Annotated in this window: 6 protein-coding genes; 1 reads left to right on the forward strand and 5 read right to left on the reverse strand. The window is 67.9% G+C overall.

Annotated features, from left to right (window positions below; genetic code table 11):
- Positions 1-25 precede the first annotated feature (25 nt).
- From EDE12_RS16005 to EDE12_RS16025, 5 genes are all read right to left on the reverse strand, one after another.
- Positions 26-1,423, reverse strand: a complete 1,398-nt coding sequence (locus EDE12_RS16005) for a TolC family outer membrane protein (protein WP_026597771.1) — start codon at positions 1,421-1,423, stop codon at positions 26-28.
- Positions 1,424-1,641: 218 nt separating this feature from the next.
- Positions 1,642-12,717 carry a type I polyketide synthase gene (locus tag EDE12_RS16010; protein ID WP_245511940.1) on the reverse strand — a complete coding sequence of 3,692 codons (11,076 nt, stop codon included), beginning with the start codon at positions 12,715-12,717 and terminating at the stop codon, positions 1,642-1,644.
- The gene (locus EDE12_RS16015; RefSeq protein ID WP_051592326.1) at positions 12,714-14,876 is read right to left on the reverse strand and encodes an AMP-binding protein; all 2,163 of its coding nucleotides are present in this window, start codon (positions 14,874-14,876) and stop codon (positions 12,714-12,716) included. The genes EDE12_RS16010 and EDE12_RS16015 overlap by 4 nt, the downstream gene beginning before the upstream one ends.
- A gap of 128 nt (positions 14,877-15,004) precedes the next feature.
- Positions 15,005-15,331: an SCP2 sterol-binding domain-containing protein gene (locus EDE12_RS16020; RefSeq protein WP_166671868.1), complete on the reverse strand. Its 327-nt coding sequence runs from the start codon at positions 15,329-15,331 to the stop codon at positions 15,005-15,007.
- Between the two features lie 99 nt (positions 15,332-15,430).
- Entirely contained in the window at positions 15,431-16,585 is a 1,155-nt protein-coding gene (locus EDE12_RS16025; protein ID WP_024882188.1) for a Rieske 2Fe-2S domain-containing protein, read from the reverse strand.
- 404 nt (positions 16,586-16,989) lie between these two features.
- Between EDE12_RS16025 and EDE12_RS16030 the strand changes: the two genes are divergently transcribed.
- Complete coding sequence (locus EDE12_RS16030) at positions 16,990-17,778, forward strand: alpha/beta fold hydrolase (protein WP_051592324.1); 789 nt, start codon at positions 16,990-16,992, stop codon at positions 17,776-17,778.
- Positions 17,779-17,792 lie beyond the last annotated feature (14 nt).

Raw genomic sequence — 17,792 nt, forward strand, 5'->3', positions numbered from 1 at the left:
TGGCAGGACAATCTCGGCAGGTCCTTCAGGGCGTATCCACGCCGAAGAACTTGCCGCGCACTTTCTCGAAGTGCTCCTCGGCGTCGTAATGCTCGACGTCCAAATTCAACGCCGCCCGGTTCAGCCTGCCGATCGAGGCCAGCGCCGCATAGGAGGCGACGACGACGTCATGCTGTGAGACGACGACATTCACCCGCGCATGAAGCAGGCTCTGCTGCGCGTTGAGAACGTCGAGCGTCGTGCGCAGGCCGACCTTCGCCTCCTCGCGCACGCCGTTGAGCGCCAGTTCCGCCGCCTTCACCGTGGCGTGGTCGGATTTCATCTGCAGCTTGGCGGCCTCCAGCGAGGCGTAGCTGCCGACGACATTGGCGCGTGCGTCGCCCATCTGCATGTCGACGCCGAAGCGGGCCTGGCCCACCTGCTCCTTCGCTTGGCGCACCGAGGCGAAATCCGCGCCGCCCTGATAGAGCGGAACGCGGAAGTTCACATTGACGCCGTAGCTGAATTGCCGCCATCCGGGCAGGCCCAGGAAGAAGTCGTTCTGCTGCGAGAGCTGGCCGCTCACCGAGGCGGATGGAAGAAGATCCGCTTCCGCGGCATGGACGGCGAATTGCGCCGCATCGACCTGATGATGCGCCGCCTCCACGCCGGGGTGACCGCCCGTGGCGATGACGACGGCGTCCTCGACGCTGCGCGGCAGCAGCTTTTCCACCGAGCCCGCGGGCTGAAGCCGCTTGGGCTCCTCGCCGACGATGCGATGATAGCTGGCCGCGCTCCTCTTCAGCCGCGCTTGCGCGCCATAGAGATCGGAGCGCGCCTGCGACAAAGCCGCTTCCGCCTGGGCGACGTCGGTCTCGGTCAGATAGCCGGCGGCCGCGCTCTCCCGCGTGTTGGCGAGCTGCAGCTCCAGCACGCGAATATTGTTCTGACGCAGCGACAAGATCGCCGTGTCGCGCAGCACATCCATATAAGCGGTCGCGGCGTTCTGAAGGACCGCCTGCTCGATCAGCCGCAGATTGGCGCGCGCCGAGAGAACGGTGGATTCGGCTTTCTTCACATTGTTGAGCGTGCGGCCGCCGTCGAAAAGCGTCTGCGAGACATTGACGGTCACCGCCTGCGGATTGCCGTCATGGTCATTATGCAGATAGATGCGCTCATGCATGAAGGGCAGCCGAATCGTCGGCACCAGCAATTCGGTCCGCATGGCGCCGAGGCCGGCGATCACCGAGGCGTTGGGCCGCAGGCCGCTCCAGGCTTTGGCGACGCTCTCGTCATGCACGCGCACGCCGGCGCGTTGCTGGTTGAGATCGGGATTATAGGCATAGGCGCTCGCCAGAGCCGATGGCAAAGTCTCGGCGCGGGCGGGCGCGAGTATCGCGCCGACCGCCGTCAGGCCGATGATCATGCACGCATGTATTTTCATCCGTGCCAGCCGCCCTTCGGAGCGCGAATTACAAATATGACACGAGCGTAAAGCTCGGAGCGGCCGAATTAACGGCCTGTTAACGGTACTAGCTTTCGAGACACGCTCTGTCAAGGAAAGCTAGTCTCGGCGATTGCCTGCAAGCTCAGAAAATTGCTCATAAAAGCTCCTTCGCTGTCGCGCTGTGCCGCTGTGGGCCATGCGAGGCGTGGGGCCGCTCATGACGGCGGCGCCGCAAGCTCCTTTTCCGATTTTGCGGGCGTATCTGTTCGAGCTTCCGAATCAGTCGTGGTCGCCTCGACCGCGCCGCCTTCCGCCGTCTGGCTGGCGAGATATTCGGCCAGCGCGCGGACGGTCGGATGGTCGAAGACGACAGTCGAGGGAATGGAGACCGAGGCGCCGAATTGCCCGAGCAGGCGATTGCGCAGCTCCACGGCCATCAGCGAATCCATCCCCAGCTCGAGGAAGCGGCTGTCCGGCGCGGGCGGCTGCGCGAGACCGAGAATATGCTGCAATTGCCCTTGCAGATGCTCGGTCAGGAAGTCCGCGCGCTGCGCCTCCGGCACTTTTTCGAGCTGCTTCAAAAAGGCGCCGTCGAAGGCCTGCGCCGCGGCGGCCTTGGGCAGCACATGCTCCAGCATGGGCGGGCGGGTCGGTCCCATCAGCTTGGCGATGCGCTGCCATTGGGCGCCGATGACGATGGCCTGCGCCGCGCCATGACGGATCATCTCCGCCAAGGCCGAGAGCGCCATCGCCGGCTTCAAAGGCGTCAGCCCTTGCCTTCCGAGATTGACGCGCGCGGCCTCGCTCGCCGCCATGCCGGCCTCGGCCCAAGGCCCGTAATTCACGCTCGCCGCCGGCAGGCCCAGCGCATGACGATGCGCCGCGAGGCCGTCGAGGAAAGCGTTGGCCGCCGCGTAATTCGCCTGCCCGGGCGAGCCGAGAACGGCCGACGCCGAGGAGAACATCACGAAGAGCTCCGGCGCGTCGTCGAGCGTCAAAAGATGCAGGAGCCAGGCGCCGAGCGCTTTCGGCGCGAGGGTCTTCAGCACTTTTTCCGGCGTCTGCTGCGGAATGAGCGCATCGTCCAGCACGCCGGCCAGATGGAAGACGCCGCCGAGCGGCGGTCCGTCGCGCCGCACGCCCTCGAGCAGAGCGCGAAGGCTCGCCTCGTCGCCGACATCGGCCGTGATGGCGTCGACCCGGCAATCATATTGCGCCGCGATCGCCGCGATCGTCTCTTTCGCGCTGTCGTCCGGCGGCCGGCGGCTCGTGAGCACGAGACGTCCGGCGCCCTGCTGCGCCAGAAATTCCGCCATGCGCAGGCCGAGCGCGCCGAGGCCGCCGGTGACGAGATAGCTTCTGTCGCGGCGGGGCTTGGGCGCCTCCGGCACGGTGAGCACGATCTTGCCGATATGACGGGCCTGCTGCATGCAGCGGAAGGCCGTTTTCGCCTCGGTGATCGGATAGGCCATGAAAGGCAGTGTTTGCAATTCGCCGCGGCCGAGATCCTCGGCGAGCTTATCCAGCATTCGCTCGATGCGTGGAAGATCGTCCCGCATCACATCGTCCAGCGCCAATATGTGATAGGCGATGTCGGGCCGGGCCGCGGCCATCGCCTCGGGCGTCCAAATGTCGCGCTTGGCGATCTCGATGAAGCGGCCGCCCTGCGCCGTGGCGCGCACAGTGGCGGCGACGAAGCCTTCGCTGGTCAGGCTGTTCAGCACGATATCGACGCCGGCGCCGCCTGTGTCCGCCAATATCTGGTCGGCGAAATCGAGCGTGCGCGAGTCGTAGATATGTTCGACGCCTAGATCGCGCAGCGTCTGCTGCTTGGGCGCGCTCGCCGTGGCGTAGACGATCGCCCCCGCCTTTTGCGCGAGCTGCACGGCCGCGAGGCCGACGCCGCCGGAGGCCGCATGGATCAGCACGCGCTCGCCCTTTTTCGGCAACGCCCATTCATAGCCGAGCATGACGGTCAGCATGGCCGCCGGCAGCGTCGCCGCCTCCGCCGCGCCGACGCCCGCCGGCTGATGCGCGAGGAAGGGATAGGGCGTGTTCACCGCCGTGGCGAAAGCGCCGCCCGGCGCAAAGCCGAACACGTGATCGCCGACCGCAAAACCCTCGACGCCCTCGCCCACCGCCGTCACCACGCCGGCCAGCTCGCCGCCGATCTCGCCCGGATCGCCGGGATAGAGGCCGAGGACGTTCAGAACGTCGCGGAAGTTCAAGCCGCCCGCGAGCGGACGCAGCTGGACATGTCCCGGCCCCGGCGGCGCGAAGCTCTCCGGCGCGAGGCGCAGATTGTCGATCGCGCCGCGCTCGCTCGGCTGCAGGCGATAATCCTGCGTCGGCGCCGCGAGCAATCCGCTGCGCGCCCAGGGCATCAGCCGCGGAGCCATGCATTTTTTCCGGCGCAGCGCGAGCTCGGGCTCCGGCGCGCCGGAGAGCAGCGCATCGGCGAGGGATTGCAGAGCCTCGGCGCTTCCATCCGTGTCGATCAGCGCGCAATGGGCGTCGGATTGCTCGGCGAGAATGGTGCGGCCGAGGCCCCAGATCGCCGATTGCGCCGGATCGACATTCTCGCTCGGATCGGCGGCGACGGCGCGCTCGGTGACGAGCCACAGGCCCCGCGCCGGCGGCGTCGCGCCCTTGCCGACGAGATAGCGCGTCGCGCCGATGATCCCGTCGAGATCATTGGTGAGGCGGGCGATGAGCGCATCGCTCGGCCCGGCCTCGATGGGGCCGGCGTTGCCGGTCGCCAGAAAGACGAGGGCGAAGGCGCTCTCGCCCGCTTCGGCGAGCGCGAGAAAGGCCTTGCGCCAATGTTCGGCGTCGCGCGGATCGAGCGTGAAGCCGTCGTCCCGCCGCTCATAGGCCGCGGCCGGGGCGACCGTGACGATGCGGCGTCCACGCTCGGCGATCGCCGCGCGCAGAGCCGGCAGCCTCGGATGATCGGGCGCCGCGACGACGAGCGCGACTTCGGACGGCGCCGCCTCGGCCGCCGGCGCCACGACGAGCGGCCGCTCACGCCAGCTCAAGAGATGCAGCAATCGGCCGGCGTCGACGCCGAGGCCGCGCAGCAGCGCTTGGCGGGGCGCGCGCTTGACGACGAAATCGTCTATGCCGCCGAGATAGCGTCCCTCACCATCGACGAAGACGAGATCGAAAGCCTGTGTCTCGGAGCGCTCATCGGCGTCGGCGCGCCAGTGCGCATGGCAGTAGAAGCGGCGCGGCATTTTCTCGCGCAGAGTGACGCGCTCATAGCGCAGCGGCAGGAACAGGCTGCCGTCGTCCGCCGTGGCCTCGGGAGCCGCGGCGAGCAGAACGGCGCCGGCGACGCCGGTGCAGAGATCGAGCAGCACCGGATGGATGGGCTCGCTCGAAATATGCTCGGAAAGCTCCTCGCCGGCCTGCAGCTCGCCCACCGCCTCGGGGCCTTCCGCCCAGAGCGCGCGCAGCGAGCCGGACCAGTTCGGCCCCCAGCGCAGCTCATTTTCCGCGAAACCGTCGAAGAGCCGCTGCGGCGGCATGGGCGACAGCCTGCCGATGATCGTGTCGATGGCCTCGGGCGCTTCGTCGGTGACTGCGGTCTCGAGCTCCACGCTGCCGGAGGCGTTGAGCGACCAGCTCGCGTCGCGATCGTTGCGCGGGCGGCTGTGCACCTCGAATTTGCGCAGGCTCGGCGAGGCTTCCTCGCTGGCGCGCAGCGTCAATTGCACATCGCGCTGCTCCTCGCCGGTGAAGACGATCGGCTCGTAGAAGAACACCTCGCGCAGCTGCGCCGGCGCGCCGACGGCGGCGAGCGCCATGGAGGCGTAGGTGGCGCCGGGCACGACCATGGCGCCATAGATGACATGGTCCTCGAGCCAGGGCAGATGCTTCACGCTGAAGCAGGTCGCATAGAGCGTATCGCCCGAGGGGAGATCGCAGAGCGAGCCGAGCAGCGCGCCGGCGCCCGCTGCGCCGCCGCCCCGCGCGACAATGGCGCGCGGCCAATATTTCTTGCGCTGGAACGGATATTTCGGAATGTCGACCTTGCTGCGCTTCCACGGCGCGTCGATCGCCGCGAAATCCGGCCGCGCGCCCGCGACATAGAGCTGGCCCAAGGCCTCCTCTATCTGCCGCGCGTCGGAGGAATCCCGGCGCAGCGAGGCGACCGCTTGCGGCGCCTGCCGGCCCTCGGGCCAGGCGCGCAGCGACATGGCCGCGAGCACCGGCTGCGGGCCGATCTCCACCAGCACGCGGCAGCCCAGATCGGCGAGCGTCTGCACACTCTGCGCGAATTGCACCGGCTGGCGCGAATGACGACGCCAATATTGCGCGTCCAATCGCGTCTGCGCGTCCAGCGCCCGGCCGGTGCGATTGCAGATGAGCGTATGCGTCAGCGTCTCGAAAGGCGTTTCTCCGGCGAAGGCCTCGAAAGCGTCGAGCGCCGGCTCCAGCAGCTCGGAATGGAAGGCGTGCGAGGTCTCCAGCTCTTCCGTGCGGCGGCCTTCCCCGCGGAAGGCCTCGACCAGCGCTCGCACATCCGCCTGCGGGCCACTGATGACGATATTCGCGCCATTATAGGCGGCCACGGAAACGCGCGGATAGGACGAGAGCCGCGCCTCGACGACGCCGGCCTCGGCGAAGACCGCCGCCATCGAGCCGCCGGCCGGCAGATCGCCGAACAGACGTCCGCGCTCGGCGAGCAGACGTGCGCCCTGCTCCAGCGAAAAGGCGCCGGCGACGCAGGCGGCCGCATATTGGCCGACGCTATGGCCGAGCACGACGTCGGGAGTCATTCCCCAGCTGCGCCACAGGCGTGCGAGGCCCATCTCCAGCGCGAACAAGGCCGGCTGCGCGTAAGAGGTGTGATTGATCGCGCCGTCCTCGCCGAACATCACCTCCAGCAGCGGGCGCGGCAGAATATCGCCGATGGCCGCCGCGCATTGATCCAGCGTCTCTTTGAAGAGCGGCTGCGTCTCATAGAGCTCGCGGCCCATCCCGGAATATTGACTGCCCTGCCCCGTGAACAACCAGGCGGTCTTCGGCGGGTCCGCCGAAACGCCCGAGTGAAGTCCCGGCGCGGGACGCCCCTCGGCGAGCGCCGCCAGCAGCCGCGCGGCGTCGGCGCCATCCTGCGCGACGATTGCCGCCCTGTGCTCGAGATGGGAGCGCGCCACGCCGGCCGTGTGGCAGACATCGGCGAAGGCGGCGACCGAGGGCAGCGCCTCGACGCGCGCAACATAGGCCTGCGCCAGCGCCTGCAGCGCCGGAGCGCTGCGCGCCGAGAGTGGCAGCAAATGCCAAAGTCGCTCGGCCGGAGCGGCGTTCTCGCCGGCCGGCGCGACGACGGGAGCCGGCGCTTCCTCGAGGATCACATGGGCGTTGGTGCCCGAGAAGCCGAAAGAGCTGACGCCGGCGCGTCGCTTGCGATCGGAGCGCGGCCAGGGGCGCGCCTCCGAGACGATTTTCAGCGGCAGCTCCTTCCACGGAATATGCGGCGAAGGCGTCTTGAAATGCAGATGCTTGGGCAGCAGCCCATGTTCTAGCGACAGCACCACTTTGATGACGCCGGCGACGCCCGCCGCGGCTTCCAAATGGCCGATATTCGTCTTGGCGGAGCCGATGAGCAAAGGCCGATCGGCCGGCCGTCCGGCGCCGAGCGCCGCCGCGGCGGCCTGCGCCTCTATGGGGTCGCCGAGCGAGGTGCCGGTGCCATGGGCTTCGATATAATCGACATCCGCCGGGGCGAGGCCGGCCTGGTCCAGCGCCGCGCGAATGACGCGCTGCTGCGCGCGGCCGTTCGGAACGGTGAGGCCGCTGGAGGCGCCGTCCTGATTGACGGCGCTGCCGCGCAGCACGGCGCGGATGCGGTCGCCGTCGCGCTGCGCGTCCGACAAGCGTTTCAGCACCAGCACGCCGACGCCTTCGCCGCGCGCATAGCCGTCCGCCGAGGCGTCGAAGGTCTTGCAGCGGCCGTCCGGCGAGAGCATGCGCGCGCGGCAGGCGGCGATCATCGTCGCTGGGCTGAGCAGCACATTGACGCCCGCGGCGAGCGACATGTCGCATTCGCCCGCGCGCAGGGCCTGGGCGCCCTCGTGCAGCGCGACGAGAGACGAAGAGCAGGCGGTGTCGATCGCCATCGCCGGACCTTCGAGCCCGAGCGAGAAGGCGACGCGGCCGGCGATCACGTTGAGCGCATTGCCGGTGATGAAATAGGCCTGAATCTCCTCCGGCGAGCCGGCGAGGAGATGCGAATATTCATTGGCGCCGACGCCGACGAAGACGCCGGTTCGGCTGCGCGACAGCCCCGCCGGCCCGAGCCCTGCGTCCTCGAGCGCTTCCCATGCGGTCTCCAGCACGAGGCGCTGCTGCGGCTCCATCCACAGAGCTTCGCGCGGCGACACGCCGAACAGCTCGGAGTCGAAGAGATCGACCCCCTCCATATAGCCGCCGTTGCGCGTATAGACCTTGCCGGCCGCTTCGGGATCGGGATCATAGAGCTCGTCTATGTCGAAACGCTCGGACGGGGCCTCTCGGATGGCGTCGACGCCATGCGAAAGCAGATCCCAATAGGCGTCCGCGCCGCCGGCGCCGGGCAGGCGGCAGGCGAGGCCGACGATGGCGATCGGCTCGTCGGCGCGCAAAGTCTGGACGATGGGCGCGGCCTCCGCCTGCGCCTCATTCTGCAATCCGATGCGCGAGAGCAGGAAATCGGCCGCGTCGGTCAGCCGCGGATGGTCGATTGCCATCGTCGCCGGCAGCGTCTCGCCGAGGTCCTTCTCGAGACGCTTGCGCAGCTCGATCGCCATCAGCGAATCCATGCCGAGATCGAAGAAGCCGGCCTCCTCGCGAATCTGCGCCGGGTCGAGGCGCACCACCTCGGCCAGCACCTGCCGCATATGGTCGAGCAGCATGCGCTTGCGGCCCTCGGCCGGCGCCAGCAGCAGGCGCTGCGCCAGCGCGCCGCCGCCGATGATCTGCTCCTCGCCCTCGGGCGTCTCCTTCTCCAGCTCCTTCATGAAGGCGCGCCGCGCTTGCAGCTGGAACACGGGCAGGAAGCGCGCCCAGTCGACGCGCGCCACGACGCCGCGGCCATCGGCGGATTCGAGCACCGCCTTCATGCCGTTCAGCGCCAGCTCGGAGGAGAGCTCGAGCACGCCGCGCTTGGCCAATTGCTCGCGCGCCGCCTCATCCGCCATGCCGGCGGACCAGGGGCCGAAATTCACGCTGGCGCCCGGCATTCCCTGGCGGCGCTGCCAGGCGGCGAGCGAGTCGAGAAAGCCATTGGCGGCGGCATAGGCCGTCTGGCCGAAGCTGCCCCACACAGAGGCGATGGAGGAGAAGGAGATGAAAAAGTCGAGCGACGCGCCTTCGAGCGCGCGCGTCAGCCGATAGGCGCCCCAGACCTTGCCGGCGAAGACTTTCTCTATGTGCTTTTGCTCGAGCGCCGTGAGGCGCGTCGCGTCGATCTCGCCGGCGGCGTGAATGACGCCGGCGAGCGGCGGCATGGTTTCGCCGATGCGCTCCAGAATGCGCGCGACATCCGCCTCTGAGGAGACGTCTCCCGGAATGACGCGCAGCTCGCAGCCCTCATAGCGCTCGCGCAGCGCCTCGAGGCGCTGATGCGCGCGATCGTCTGGCGTGCGCCGGCTGGTGAGCGCGATGTGACGCGCGCCCTGCCCTGCGAGATAGGCGGCCGCCTCCAATCCCAGCGCGCCGAGGCCGCCGGTCACGAGATAGGTTTTTTCCGTCCCGATATCGAGCGGCCGCGCCGCCGCGATCGTCCGGCGGCGCAGGCGCACGATGAAGGTCTGTCCGCCGCGAATGGCGAATTGGTCCTCGTTCTCGCGCGTCTCCGCGCGCAGAATATTCGCGCAGGCGCGCCAGTCGGCGGCCGACGCTTCGGCAGCGGGAAGATCGACGAGGCCGCCCCAGAGATCCGGATGCTCGAGCGCCAGCACCTTGCCGAAGCCGAAGGCGCAGCCCTGCGTCGGATCGATAGCGTCACTCTCGGCGACCGGCTGCGCGCCGCTCGTGACGAGGAAGACGGGCGTCTTGGCGCCGGACGCCGCGAGAGCCTGCGAGAGGCCGCAAGCGCCGGCCATCACCATTTGCTCGAAGCGCTTCAGCGACGTTTCGCCGAAGCCCTCGGGCGCATCGATCGCGGTGAGAATGGCGACGCGCGTCGGCAGAGCGGCGGCGACGAGACGCGGGAAATCCGCGGCGGCGGCGAGATCGACGAAGCGCGCGGCATGGCCGGCGTTCGTCAGCTCGTCCATGAGTGGACGCGCCGACGCTTCGCTGCAAGCGGCGACGAGCCAGGAATGCGCGTTCGCCTGGGGCGCGAAATCGCGGCCGGCGCGCTTGCTCCAGGCGAGCTCATAGAGATTTTCGGCAGTGTTCTGCGAAAAGCGCTCGCGCTGATAATGATCGTAGAGCGCCTGCAGAACGCGCTGCGTCGCGCCTTTGTCGTCGGCAAGGCGCAGCCGGCCGCCGAGCTCCTCGAGCTGGCCATCCTCGATCATTTGCAGGATTTGCGAGTCGGCGCTCTTCTTGTCCTGCGCCGGCGCGCGCGTCTGCTTGAACCAGAAGCGCTTGCGCTGGAACGGATAGAGCGGAAGATCGATCTTGTTGCGCTTCCACGGCGCCTCGACGGCTTTGAAATCGATGCGCGCGCCGGCGACATAGAGCTGGCCCAAAGCCTCCTCTATCTGCCGCGCGTCGGAAGAATCTCGGCGCAGCGAGGCGACGGGCTGCGGCGCCGGAGTCGCCTCCGGCCAGGCGCGCAGCGCCATCGCCGCGAGCACCGGCTGCGGGCCGATCTCCAGCACGGCGCGGCAGCCGAGGCTCGCCAGAGTCTGCACGCTCTGTGCGAATTGCACGGGCTGGCGCGAGTGGCGCCGCCAATATTGCGCGTCGAGCCGCGTCTGCGCGCCGAGCGCCTTGCCGGTGCGATTGCAGACGAGCGTGCGCGTCAAATTCTCGAAGGGAATTTTCTCGGCGAAAGCTTCGAAAGCGTCGAGCGCCGGCTCCAGCAATTCCGAGTGGAAAGCATGCGAGGTCTCGAGCGCCTCGGCGCGTTTGCCTTCGCCGCGGAATTGCTCGGCCACCGCCAGAACATCCGCCTGCGGGCCGCTGATGACGATATGCGCGCCATTATAAGCGGCGACCGAAACATGCGGATAGGCGGAAAGACGCGCCTCGACGGCGGTCGCCTCGGCGAAGATCGCCGCCATGGAGCCGCCCGGCGGCAGAGCGCCGAACAGACGTCCGCGCTCGGCGAGGAGACGCGCGCCCTGCTCCAGCGAAAACGCGCCGGCGACGCAGGCCGCCGCATATTGGCCGACGCTGTGGCCGACCACCACATCCGGCGAGACGCCCCAGCTGCGCCACAGACGCGCGAGGCCCATTTCGAGCGCGAACAGCGCCGGCTGCGCGTAAGAGGTGTGGTTGATGGCGCCGTCCTCGGCGAACATCACTTCGAGCAGCGGACGCGGCAGAATGTCTCTGATCGCCGCCGCGCATTCGTCCAGCGTGTCGCGGAAGATCGGCTGCGTCTCATAGAGCTCGCGGCCCATCCCGGAATATTGGCTGCCTTGGCCGGTGAAGAGCCATGCGGTCTTCGGCGGATCGGCCGAGACGCCCATGTGAACGCCCGGCGACGGACGCTCTTCGGCGAGCGCCGTGAGCAGCCGCGCCGCGCTCGCCGGATCTTCCGCCACGATCGCCGCGCGATGCTCGAGATGCGAGCGGCCGACGCCCGCCGTATAGCAGATATCCGCGAAGGCCGCGACCGAAGGCAGCGCCTCGATGCGCTCGGCATAGGCCTGCGCCAGCGCCTTCAGCGCCGCAGCGTTGCGCGCCGAAAGCGGCAGCAGGCGCCAGGGACGCTCGGGGATGCGCGCGGTCTCCTGCTGCGGAGCGGCAGGCGCGGGCGCCTCCTCGAGAATCACATGGGCGTTGGTGCCGGAAAAGCCGAAGGAGCTGACGCCGGCGCGCCGCGCCCGCTCGGAACGCGGCCATTCGCGCGGCTCCGAGATCACCTTCAGCGGCAGCTGCTTCCACGGAATATGCGGCGAGGGCGTGCGGAAGTTGAGATGCTTGGGCAGCAGCTCATGCTCGAGCGAGAGGACCACTTTCAGCACGCCGGCGACGCCGGCCGCGGCCTCGAGATGGCCGATATTGGTCTTGGCCGAGCCGATCAGCAGCGGCCTGTCCGTCGGGCGGCCTGCGCCGAGCGCGGCGGCCGCGGCCTGCGCCTCTATGGGGTCGCCGAGCGAGGTGCCCGTGCCATGCGCCTCGAGAAAATCGATCTCGCCGGCGACGAGATTGGCCTGCTTCATCGCCTCGCGAATGACGCGCTGCTGCGCGCGGCCATTGGGGACGGTGAGGCCGCCCGAGGCCCCGTCCTGATTGACGGCGCTGCCGCGGATCAGCGCGCGAATGTTGTCGCCGTCGCGCAAAGCGTCGGAGAGGCGCTTCAGCACGAGGATTCCGCAACCCTCGCCGCGCACATAGCCGTCGGCGGCGGCGTCGAAGGTCTTGCACTTCCCGTCCGGCGCGAGCATGCGCGCGCGGGAGAAGTTGATCATCGTGCCGACATTGTAGATGACGTTCACGCCGCCCGCGAGGGCGAGCTCGCATTCGCCGGCGCGCAGCGCCTGCGCGGCCTCGTGCAGCGTGACCAGCGAGGAGCTGCAGGCCGTGTCGATTGTGACGGCCGGCCCCTCGAAGCCGAAACGGAAGCTCACGCGCCCGGCGCAGGCGGCGGGCGAGGTGCCGGTGCCGAAATAGGCCTCGATGACCGCATAGCCCAGCTTGCCGGACAGCAGCGTCAGATAGTCATGCGTGCTGAGGCCGACGAACATGCCGGTGCGGCTGCCCTCGAGATCGGCGGGAGCTATGCCCGCATGCTCGATCGCGTGCCAGCTCGTCTCCAGCATCAGGCGATGTTGCGGATCCAGAAATTCCGCCTCGCGCGGCGACACGCCGAAAAATTGCGCGTCGAAATTGGCGACGTCGTCGGCGAAGCCGGCGCGACGAGTCGTCACCTTGCCGGCGGCGTCGGGATCGGGATCATAGAAGGCGTCGGCGTCCCAGCGGTCGGCGGGAATGGGAGCGATGCCGTCCCGCCCTTCGCTCAGCAGGCGCCAGAAGGCCTCGGCGTCGCGCGCGCCGGGCAGACGAGCGGCGTAGCCGATGATGGCGATGGGTTCGGCGCGGGCGTCCTCGAGCTCGCGCACGCGGGCGCGCAGAGTTTCGATGGCGAGGAGCGCCTTTTTCTTGAAGTCGGCCTCGCTCACGAGCGTCTATCCATTTTGAGAACCGCGTCAATGCTGCCCTCGAGCAGCGCATCCAGAGCGGCGTCGTCGAGCATGTCGATCTCCTGCTCGAGCGAGGCGCCTTCCCAGGCGATGGGCGGCGGAGGCTCCGGCTCCGGCTCGGCGGGCTTCATCCCCAGCGCCTCCTCGCGAATGAGCCGCGCGAGCGCCTCCACTGTCGGATGCTCGATCATCAGCGTCACCGGGAAGGAATGCTGGAAGGCGGCGGAGAGCGCATTGCCGAGCTCGACGCCTTTCAGAGAGTCGATGCCGAGATCCATCAATGGCGTCTTCCAGCTGATGTTCTCGACGCCGCATTCGCGTTGCAGCCAGTCGACGAGCTGGCGCTCCAGCACGCCCGGCTGGGTGAGCGGCTCGCCGGTGAAGTCGATGGGCGCGACCTGCATGGTCGAGCGCCACTCGTGCAGCGCCGCGAGCGTTCCGTCCTCGAGCGCGGCGCGGCAGGCCGCGCGCTGGACCTTGCCGCTCGACGTCTTGGGTAGGCCGAAGGATTTGAGCAGCACGATGCGGTGCAGCGCGAGCTGATGCTCGCGGGCCGCCTCGCGCCGCATGGCCATGAACACCTCCGCGGCATCGACGGAGCGCCAGGCGCTGCGGCGCAGCTCCTGCACGGCGACGAGGCGCACCGCGTCGCCCTCCTCGACGCCGAAGACGGCGCAGGAGGCCGGCTGCAAGGCCGGATGGCTCGCCTCGATCGTCTGCTCGAGATCCTGCGGATAATAATTGACGCCACGAATGACGATCAGATCCTTGCGCCGCCCGGTGACGAAGAGCCGGCCCTCGCTCAGAAAGCCGAGATCGCCCGTGCGCATGAAGGGGCCTTCGCCCGCCGCCGTGCGCGCGCCGAATGTCGCCGCCGATTCCTCCGGCTTGTTCCAATAGCCTTGGCCGACGCTGCCGCCGCCCACCCATATCTCGCCGACCTGCGAAGCCGACGCCTCGACGAAGGAGTCCGGATCGACGATGCGGACATCGACGCCGAGCGCCGGCTCGCCGGAGCTCACCAGCGGCTTGCCGCGCGCATCCTCGGCGTCGCAGAAGGCGACGCTGTCACGGCGCAGCGCGGACTCGTCGACCGCGCGAACGAGCGGCCGGACGGGACCGCGCTTGCCGGTGACGAGCAGCGTCGCCTCCGCGAGGCCGAAGGCCGGCGTCAGCGCCTCCGCACGGAAGCCGGCGGGCGCGAAAGTCTTTGCGAAATCATCGATCGTCGAGGCGCGAACCGGCTCCGCGCCATTCCAGGCGATCATCCAGGAGGAGAGGTCGAGCCCCGCGACTCCATGCGCGCGGGCCGCCTCGACGCAGGCCTGATAGGCGAAATTGGGGCCGCCGCCGATCGTGCCGCGATAGCGCGAGATGGCGCGCGGCCAGCGCAATGGGCTCTGCACGAAGCTCGCCGGGCTCATGAGATAGACGGGACATCCGGCCCATGTCGGGGCCAGCGCGCCGGCGATGAGCCCCATATCGTGGAACAGAGGCAGCCAGCTGACGAAGACCGACTCCGGCGTGGAGCCGAACCCGTCATGCAGCGCCATCAGATTGGCCGCCACATTGCCATGGCCGACCATCACGCCGGCCGGCGAGCGCGTCGAGCCGGATGTGTATTGAAGGAAGGCCAGATCGCCGGCGGCGCGCGGGACGTCGCGCCAGACGTCGCTCTCATCGGCGAGCCCGTCGACGGCGATGATCGGCGTCGCCGCCGCTTCGCCCTCGGCGAGGCGGCGTTGCAGCAGCTCGACATGCTTGGCGGTGGTGAGGACGAGCTTGGCGCCGCTGTCGGAGACGATGAGCTCGAGCCGCCGATCCTTGCCATGCGCGAGCGGCAGGGAGGCCGGCACGGCCGGCATGCCGGCGAGGAGACATCCATAGAAGGCCGCGAGAAAATCGAGGCAGGTCGGAAAGGCCAGCACCACGCGCTCGCCGGGCGCGGCGTGCTTTTGGAGAAAGGCCGCCATGAAGCGCGCGCGGCGATCGAGCTCGCCGAAGCTCCAGGATTGGCGGATCTCGAGATCGTCGTCGAGAAATGCCGCCGCCAGCCGGTCCGGATGCTCGACGGCGTGACGCCGCAGCCGCTCTGTCGCCAGCTCCTCGACTTCGCTCAATGAATTCGTCGCGCCCATTTCGTCGCCCCCAACGCGCACGCGTCCGATCACGCCGCAGCCGCGGCGTGGACGCAGTGTCGAACCTTGCTCGTCATAGCGGCTTCGCCCGTCGCCCCCGGGCCGACGAAGCCTGCTCGCCCCTCATCTCACGCCGAAGCGATCATCTTCTTCAGCTTCAACGCGAGCCCCATATCGCCATCGACCTTCAGCTTTCCGGCGAAGAACAGATCGCGGCTGTCCACATCTCCCTCGGCCATGCGGACGAAATCGGCGGCGGCGACGCGGATCGTGCAATCGGCCTCGCTCTCCCCTTCGCGCACGCCGGGATCATCCGCTGTGAGATTGAGCACGAAAGTGCAGGCGCCTTCGCCCTTCAGCACGAATTTGTAGCGGGCGCCCACAGAGCTCGCCTTGTCTCTGTGCGTGTCGATCATCTGGGTGGCCCGATCCAATATGTCCCTCACCGTGGGCATGCGCTCTCCTCGAATTTGCGCGCGCGCAAAATTGCTGCTCAGAGTCATTTGAAAACGCGGGACTTCGAAAAGCCGACTCCCGCTTTTTCGAATTCCCGCTCACGCGGGCTCGGCCTGAAATTCATCGATCTGCGCGAGCAGCCGCTCGTCGGGTCCGGGAAAGGCCGACGGCTGCTCTCCCTTCTCGATTCGAGACATTTCCCGCGTATAGAGCTTCCTCAGCAAAATGATTGCCGCGTCGGAGGCGCCGAGCCGGTTCTTCGAGCGATCCGGAATAATGCCTTGGCCGACCAGAACGATTCCGTCCTCGATGAGCAGAAGATCCGGTCGCGATTCTATGTCTTCCCAGCGCTTCTCGCCGGAGAGCACGGATTGGATGACCTGCTCGACGGGCGGCAGGGACGAGGCGACATAGCGCATGCCCGAGCGCACTCCATCGGCGACGTCGCGGCCGTCCTCCGGCGACAAATGCGCCGCGACGAGGAGAAAGAACATTTTGTGGCTGACGTCGTCGACCGGCACATTCCACAAGAAGCTCTTGAATCCGCGCAGCATGCCGGCGCCGGAGGTGAAATAGAGCATGTTCGGCATGAAGAGCGCGAGCTTGCGCAGATAGCCGTTGGGAAAGGAGGTGTATTGCATCAGGCCGAATTCGGTCTCGAGCGCCGTCGCCGCGGGAATCTGCCCGGCGTTGGCGGCGTCCTGATAAATGCCCTCGGCGTGCACCCAGCGCTGGTGCACATCGTCGACCGTGTTCTCGAGATCGTGGAAATAGTTCCACTTGCGCAATTCGACGACGTGAAAATAGCCGCATTGCTCCAGCGAGGGCCAACGCGGCAGCGGCGGCGTCGGCGCGGGGCCGAGATAGACCCAGATCAGGCCGAAATATTCTTCGACCGGATAGCTGCGCACGCGCACCTTGGCGGCGAAGCTCTTGGGCTCGAAGGGCTGCTCGACGCATTGGCCGGTCGGGTCGATCTTCCAGCCGTGATAGCGGCAACGTATGCTGTCGCCTTCCACCTTGCCGACCGACATCACGAGCCCGCGATGCGGGCAGCGTCCGTCGATGATGCGCGCCACCTTGTCCTCTCCCCGATAGAGGGTGAGCTCCTCGCCCAGAATTTTCAGAGGCTTGGGATGCGCCACCGGAAGCTCTTCGGAGACGAAGGCGGGCTGCCAATAGCGCCGCAGCAATTCGCCCGCCGGGAGTCCGGGGCCGGTGTGCTCGAAGTCGACATGCGTCGATCCGTTCATTCTACTCGTTCCTAGAGATAGTTTGGACAAAAAAGCTCAGCGTCATTCGATGCAAAATAATCTCGTCGCGCATCCGCGCGCAAAACGGCAAGTAGACCATGCGACCTATCGGCCGTTCATGCGGTCGTTAACCGTAACAGCCGGCGAGTGGCGCGGTCCCGGCGCTGTCCGCGACGGATGGATGGCGTTGCATCCCTTTGGACTGTAGCGTAAAAAGCAAAGGTAGCCAAGCGCGCCGGCGTCGCGCTGCGATGCGAAATATTGCGCTTACAATCGAATGCGCAGGTGGTTTCATTGATCGACCTCTCGGAATCTATCCGGACTTCTTCGATATCTACTTCCATAGCAGGCGCCGCTGAAGCGTGGTGTGCGCTGCGACACATCGCGATCGCGCGCGGCGCCGCATGAACGAGCCGAACCCTGCCTCGCTCGATTGGCTGAAGCGTATGTCCGCAGACGATCACTCTTTAGTGACGATGATCTGCTTTCCGCCCGCGGGCGGCGGCATGACGGGATTTTGGCCCTGGATCGCGCCGCTGCGCGGCCGCGCCAATCTCTACGCCGCCTCGCTTCCGGGACGTGAGCAGCGGCTGCGCGAGGAGCCCGCGCGCAGGCTGGACGCGCTCGCGACGCCGCTCGCCGAGGCGGTCGCGGCGCTGGCCGATCGGCCGCTGCTGATTTTCGGGCACAGCTTCGGCGCTCTGCTCGCCTATGAGATCGTCCATCGCCTGCTCGCCGAGGGACGCGCGGCGCCGGAGCGCCTGCATTTCCTGGCCTCGGGCCGCGTCGCGCCGCATCTGCTCTCACGAGCGGAGCGCGTATCGCATCTTCCGCCGCGCGATGTCGTGTTCCGCGTCGCGAAGCTGCACGGCAATATTCCGGTCGCTCTGCTCGAGCAGAGCGATTATGTCGAGATGATCGGCCGCGCGCTGCAGGCCGATCTCTCCATCAACGAGACTTATGGCTGGACCGAGCGTCCGCCCCTCCCTTGCCCGCTGACGGCCGTGGGCGGCGACGGCGATCCGGTCGTGTCGGCGGCCGAGCTCGACGCCTGGGAAAAGCATGCGGGCGGCGGCTTCGAGCGGCGCCTCGTCGCGGGCGATCACTTCTACTTTCGTCCGGCGACCGGACAGCGGGCGCTGATGGAGATCGTCGCTCGCTGCTGCGAGACGCTCACCGCCACGACGCAATAAACGCGCGAGACCCG

The sequence above is a fragment of the Methylosinus sp. sav-2 genome (genome assembly GCF_004366495.1).
Lineage (GTDB): Bacteria > Pseudomonadota > Alphaproteobacteria > Rhizobiales > Beijerinckiaceae > Methylosinus.